Below are 5,372 nucleotides of genomic sequence, written 5' to 3' on the forward strand. Positions count from 1 at the left end.
TGGCCGACCATCGCCTCATGCGCCCAGCGTTTGCCACTCCGCAAGTGGCGCTCGACTTTCTCACGCACGGTCGCTGGCGAAAGGTTGGTCTCAGGTAGTTCCGCGGCGCGCACCACCCTCACGAGTAACCGGCAGCAGGCCGCTGCCGGTTTCAACTACGCTCTCATCCGTCAATTTGCTGAATGCCGGCCAGTCGCCACGCCTGGTTGCCACGTGCGTCGCTGACCATGTTCCAGACTTCCTGGAACGGCTGGGCAGTCGGCGCATCGTCTTCCCGCATTTGACCGTAAAAGCGAACGCTAACCAGCGTTTCATCCGCATTGCGTTCTGTGCCAAGCACTTCCGCGTCAAGTTGCGTGACTTCCGTATGACTCACCTGGCGACCCCGAGCTTCGAGATCCCGCTTGATTTGCGCGAACATCTCCGGCGTCGTCAATTCGAACAGGTCACCCTGCTCGTTCCGGTCCCATGCGCCTTGAAGGCGCATGAACAAGGTCTTTGCCGATTCAAGAAACGCCGCCTGATCCTGCTCGAGTGGTCGTCCCGTTGTCCTCTCCGTGTCCGCTGCTCCCGTCGAACCCATCGCCGCGTTCGGCCAGCCCCGCGCTTGCGGGATCTGATTCAGAAACCGTGAGCCGTTCGTTTGCTGGCGGTTCACGGGACCGTGTCCATAGGCAAGATCCGGACGACGCCGGTTGGCGATAAAGCGGAATAGCATCACGCCGGCGAAAATCACCGCCCCGATCAGCAACGCATTCGACAGCATCTGCGCCAGCCCTTCGCCCAGGCCAAACGACGACAGTAATGCTGCAATCCCAAGGCCCGCAGCGAGACCAGCCAGCGGGCCCATCCAGCGGTTACCTGCTGCCGCAGCTGGCGCCTGCGCGGCCTGTTGTGCCGGCTGTGCCTGTTGGCTTCGCTGCGCTGGTCCAGACGGCGACGCCGTCTGCGACTGCCGCCCGATGCTTTGACTCCCGCCTACGCGCTTCGCCTCGGCGTCGGTCGACGCCACGGCGCCCAGCGCCAGCAGTCCCGCCAGACCGAGCGCGGCCGTCCCGCGCGTGACTGCACCGGCAGCACGTCGTAATTTGTTGATGATTTGCGTGTACATAAAAACCTCTTTCGATGAGTCGCGAAACTGCCCGCAACGCGCTCCATTTGCGCGCGCAAATACATTACGAACAGTAATATTTTTAGCTACGCAAGCTCGCCGCCGGTTGTGCCTTCGATCCATCAAAAGCGGCGTGAAAACCGTTGCCGTGGATGTAGTGCACCAGTTGCCGGATGGTGTGTTCCTGCTCGGAAATCAGGTTCTTGATGAGGTCGCCGATCGACACCATTCCTGTCACCTGCCCTGCGCTGAGCACAGGCAGATGGCGAATCCGATGTTCTGTCATGATCGCCATGCACTCGTCCGTCGTCTGCTTCGGGCTGACATAACGCACCGCCGTCGACATGATGTCGCGCACAGGCGTATTCGTTGACGAGCGTTCCATCAGAACGATCTTCCGGGCGTAATCGCGCTCCGTCACGATGCCGGCTATGCGCCCGTCGTGCACGGCGATGAGCGCTCCAACCTCCCTGTGAGCCATGATCGATATCGCGTTGCAAACCGAAGCGGATGCCTCGATCGACCACACTGTCCGGGAAGCTTTCGCACGCAGCAATTCTGCAACCGATGCCATATGTCACCTCTGTCAGCTTCATGAAACGCCCGCCGACGCTTCGGGGCGAGGTCTCAATCTAACTGAACCCATGCCAACATAAAATTCGTATTTTTATTGTTGATACTTCGAGAAAAACATATCTTTCGGTAATCGGTGGAGGGTTCGTGAATTTCAAGCATCTCTATTACTTTTGGGTCGCGGCTCGCGCGGGCGGCATCGTGCGCGCGGGCGAGCAGTTGCACATCACGCCGCAAACGCTCAGTGGCCAGATCAAGCTTCTCGAAGAGGCGCTGGATAAGAAGCTGTTCAGGAAAACCGGCCGCACGCTCGAACTGACCGATGCGGGGCGCCTCGCGCTCGATTACGCCGACGAGATATTTTCGTTAGGTTCGGAACTCGAAAGCGCTGTGCGGCGCGAAAGCGAATCCGGTGCGCAAACGCGGTTTCGCGTCGGGATCGCGGATTCGGTCCCCAAGGCGATTGCGTACCGGCTGCTGGAACCCGCGCTGAGCGCGTCGGCGTCGCTGCGCATGATCTGCCACGAAGGCAAACTGCACGCGCTGCTCGCGCAACTGGCCGTGCACCGCCTCGATCTGATCATCGCGGACGCCCCCATTCCCGTCGACGTCAACATCAAGGCGTTCAATCACCGCCTCGGACGTTCGACGCTAAGCTGCTTCGCAACCCAGGCGCTGATTCAAAGCAGCAAAAAACGCTTCCCGATGTCGCTCGACAAGCTGCCTGTGCTACTGCCCGGCACCGAATCCGCCGTGCGGCGCAAGCTGGATCACTGGCTCGCCTCGCACGCCATTTCGCCGCGCATCGTCGGCGAGTTCGACGACGGAGCGATGACCATGGCATTCGGCCGCGAAGGCCGCGGCCTGCTGTTCGCGCCAACCGTGCTCGAAAGCCAGTTGCAGACAGAGCACAACCTGACGATAGTCGGGCAGATCAATTCGATCGTCGAGGAATTTTTTGCAATCTCTATCGAGCGCCACATCAGCCACCCGGCTGTCGCGATGATCATGGACGCGGCGCGTAGCGAACTGTTCAACGTTTAGGCGGGGCCGTTTCTGTGTAGGATGACCTCGCGATGCCGGCAACACCCGGGTTTGAGCGCGCTTGCGGCCCCTTACGTAGCGGGAACGCGGCGATCACCTCGAAGGTCTCGATGCGAACGCACGCGTGTTCAATTCGATGATGACAATAGCTACTATCGCTATTCCATTAGAGCGATGAACAGATTGCTAATGTCCGCGAGAAGCACGCATGCGTTTTATATCGAGTCGACGTCCATACGCGATCTATCCAAAGTTTGCGGCCGACGGCTCGCCTGATCAAACGGCCGGGCAGATGAAGGCTATGGCCGTTTCCGATGTGAAGGGTACGCCTCTCGCGATTGATACCCCGCATCTTGCGATGCTTCGTTACGTTGTCAGAGTCGCTCTTTATTCAGACTCCTAGACGCGCCGGGTGACACGGGCGGTTCCCTCATGTTGAAGCGGGAACAGCTCCTGCAAGCAACTTCGTGTCGCAGTCACCACCGTCTATCCGCTGGCGGCTAGCCAGCCTCATCTGTTGCGCGTTGCACCGGAATTTCTTTTCGGGAGCACGCCCCATCTCAAGAATCGGTTACGTGAGTAACCCGGGCACCCCACGCGCATGTTCACTTCAAACCGCCCATACATCGTGTCCCGCGCTTTCCATGGTGATGTTGTCGGAACGCCTTTGCGGATCACTGACTTCAGCTGCGCCCCCTCGGGTATCACCCCGTCCTTCAGATAGCGCCACAACGCAATTGCGAGACGGCGCCGGTTGTGGAATGCCCGCCAGAACAGTTCGAGCGCAGGACGCATGCAGGTCAGTCAAAGTCGAACATATCGAACAGTGACTTCTTCTTGCGGCGCGGATCGTAGTGCTTGCGCTGATCGCCGTGGTAAGAATCGTTGCGCCGTCCCCGCAGCTGGTCATGGTGGCCGTCGCGGTCGCCGTAGCGCGCGTCGCGTTCGACCTGATTGCTTCTGTTGTCCGGTTCGGGCGTGTCCTGCATCTGGGTCAGCAGTTTGTCCAGCTCGCCGCGATCGAGCCATACGCCACGGCATGTCGGGCAATAGTCGATCTCGATGTTCTGACGCTCAGTCATCAGCAGATCGGGGGTCTTGCAAACGGGGCACTTCATTGCGTTGCTCCTTTCGTAACGTTCAACCTTTGTGCTGCCGGTCGGGGCGGCGTTCAACCGCCCCGATACTTCTGTCAGTCCGCTTCAGTCCGCTTCGTTCAGTTCGAGAAAGCCGAACCGCTGGTCTGCGTCTTTTCAGACCTTGCTTCGGAGCCGGCTTCACGCTCCGCTTCCAAAACTGCCGCCTCGTGCTCGCGCTTGTCCTTTCTGCGCCGCGCCATCATGTTCATGCCTTCGACGAAGCCTGCGAACGCCATGGCCGTGTAGATGTAGCCCTTCGGCACGTGCGAACCAAAACCTTCGGCAATCAGCGTCATCGCGATCACCAGCAGGAAGCTCAGCGCAAGCGTGACGATGGTCGGATTGCGCTCGATGAACTTCGACAGCGGGCGAGCCGCGAACAACATCGCCGTGACAGCAGCGATCACTGCAATGAACATGATGGGCAGGTGATCCGTCATGCCGACCGCGGTGATGATGCTGTCGACGGAAAACACGAGGTCGAGCAGCAGGATCTGGCCGATGGCAGCCGTCACCGTCAGGCCGCCGACGCCCATCGCAGGATTCGTGTGCGCCTCGGTGTCACGGCTCACGTGATGATGCATTTCACGCGTGGCCTTCCACACAAGGAACAGACCGCCCGCGAGCAGGATCAGGTCGCGCCACGAAAACGCGTGATCGAACACGGAAAACACAGGCTCGGTGAGACGCGCGATCCACGCGACGGTGCCCAGCAGGCCGAGCCGCATCAGCAGCGCCAGCATGATGCCGATACGCTGCGTGCGCGCGCGTTGCGCTTCGGGGAGCTTGTTGCTCAGAATCGAAATGAAGATCAGGTTGTCGATGCCAAGCACGATCTCCATCACGACGAGCGTCACGAGTGCAGCCCATGCAGCAGGATCGGCGGCCAGGGTCAGTAAGGATTCCATTTGCGAGCGTCGTTGTGCGGTTGAGAAGAAAACGGCTGATTACTGGGTCACAGCCTGTGGAAAGCATGATCGCCTGGCGCCGTATTCGAAAAAACCAGTGATAAGCTGACGGTTGGTTCGGGTTTTCCGAAGTGAGGCCACACATGCTCAACTACCGGCACTTGCACTATTTCTGGGTCGTCGTGAAGGAAGGCGGGTTTGCGCGCGCCGCCGAACGGCTCGACATGGCGGTGCAAACCATCAGCGCGCAGGTGCGCGAACTGGAAAAATCGCTCGGACATCAACTGCTGAAGCCCGCCGGACGCGGCGTCGCTATGACGGAAGCGGGACAGGCGGCGTATGCGCGAGCGGAGGAAATCTTCCAGATCGGGCGCGCGTTGCACGACGAAGTGCGCGAAGCGGCCAGCGGGACCGTCGCGCGCTTCGCGGTCGGCTTGACGGATGGCATTTCGAAGCTGGCCGTCCATGCCATTCTTGCGGGCGTGCTGGACACGCCTTCGCTACGGCTGCTCTGCCACGAAGGCGAGGCGGAAGACCTGCTGGCGGAACTGGCGCATCACCATCTGGATCTCGTGCTGTCCAGCCAGCCCGCGCCGC

The 5,372-nt window shown here is 60.2% G+C and carries 6 protein-coding genes; 2 read left to right on the plus strand and 4 right to left on the minus strand.

Annotated elements, in window-relative coordinates; genetic code table 11:
* Positions 1 to 163 precede the first annotated feature (163 nt).
* Both F6X40_RS40810 and F6X40_RS40815 read right to left on the minus strand, forming a co-directional pair.
* Positions 164 to 1,111: a Tim44 domain-containing protein gene (locus F6X40_RS40810; protein ID WP_187631801.1), complete on the minus strand. Its 948-nt coding sequence runs from the start codon at positions 1,109 to 1,111 to the stop codon at positions 164 to 166.
* A gap of 82 nt (positions 1,112 to 1,193) precedes the next feature.
* Positions 1,194 to 1,685, minus strand: coding sequence for a CBS domain-containing protein (locus F6X40_RS40815; protein ID WP_187631802.1), 492 nt, complete (start codon positions 1,683 to 1,685; stop codon positions 1,194 to 1,196).
* Between the two features lie 146 nt (positions 1,686 to 1,831).
* Between F6X40_RS40815 and nhaR the strand changes: the two genes are divergently transcribed.
* Positions 1,832 to 2,728, plus strand: a complete 897-nt coding sequence (nhaR, locus tag F6X40_RS40820) for a transcriptional activator NhaR (protein ID WP_184072707.1) — start codon at positions 1,832 to 1,834, stop codon at positions 2,726 to 2,728.
* 800 nt (positions 2,729 to 3,528) lie between these two features.
* Here nhaR and F6X40_RS40825 read toward each other — a convergent pair.
* Both F6X40_RS40825 and F6X40_RS40830 read right to left on the minus strand, forming a co-directional pair.
* Positions 3,529 to 3,846: a zf-TFIIB domain-containing protein gene (locus tag F6X40_RS40825; RefSeq protein WP_187631803.1), complete on the minus strand. Its 318-nt coding sequence runs from the start codon at positions 3,844 to 3,846 to the stop codon at positions 3,529 to 3,531.
* Between the two features lie 98 nt (positions 3,847 to 3,944).
* A complete protein-coding gene (locus F6X40_RS40830; protein ID WP_184072711.1) occupies positions 3,945 to 4,775 on the minus strand; it encodes a TerC family protein in 831 nt (276 codons plus the stop codon).
* Positions 4,776 to 4,918: 143 nt separating this feature from the next.
* Between F6X40_RS40830 and F6X40_RS40835 the strand changes: the two genes are divergently transcribed.
* The coding region (locus tag F6X40_RS40835; RefSeq protein ID WP_187631804.1) for a LysR family transcriptional regulator at positions 4,919 to 5,372 on the plus strand (454 nt) is incomplete at its 3' end.

This window comes from Paraburkholderia sp. UCT31 (assembly GCF_014397655.1).
GTDB lineage: Bacteria > Pseudomonadota > Gammaproteobacteria > Burkholderiales > Burkholderiaceae > Paraburkholderia > Paraburkholderia tuberum.

Excerpts from the sequence above, each read along its gene's own strand:
- F6X40_RS40815 (WP_187631802.1), bottom strand. The coding sequence starts at position 1,685 with ATGGCATCGGTTGCAGAATTGCTGCGTGCGAAAGCTTCCCGGACAGTG.
- F6X40_RS40810 (WP_187631801.1), bottom strand. The coding sequence starts at position 1,111 with ATGTACACGCAAATCATCAACAAATTACGACGTGCTGCCGGTGCAGTC.
- F6X40_RS40830 (WP_184072711.1), bottom strand. The coding sequence starts at position 4,775 with ATGGAATCCTTACTGACCCTGGCCGCCGATCCTGCTGCATGGGCTGCA.
- F6X40_RS40825 (WP_187631803.1), bottom strand. The coding sequence starts at position 3,846 with ATGAAGTGCCCCGTTTGCAAGACCCCCGATCTGCTGATGACTGAGCGT.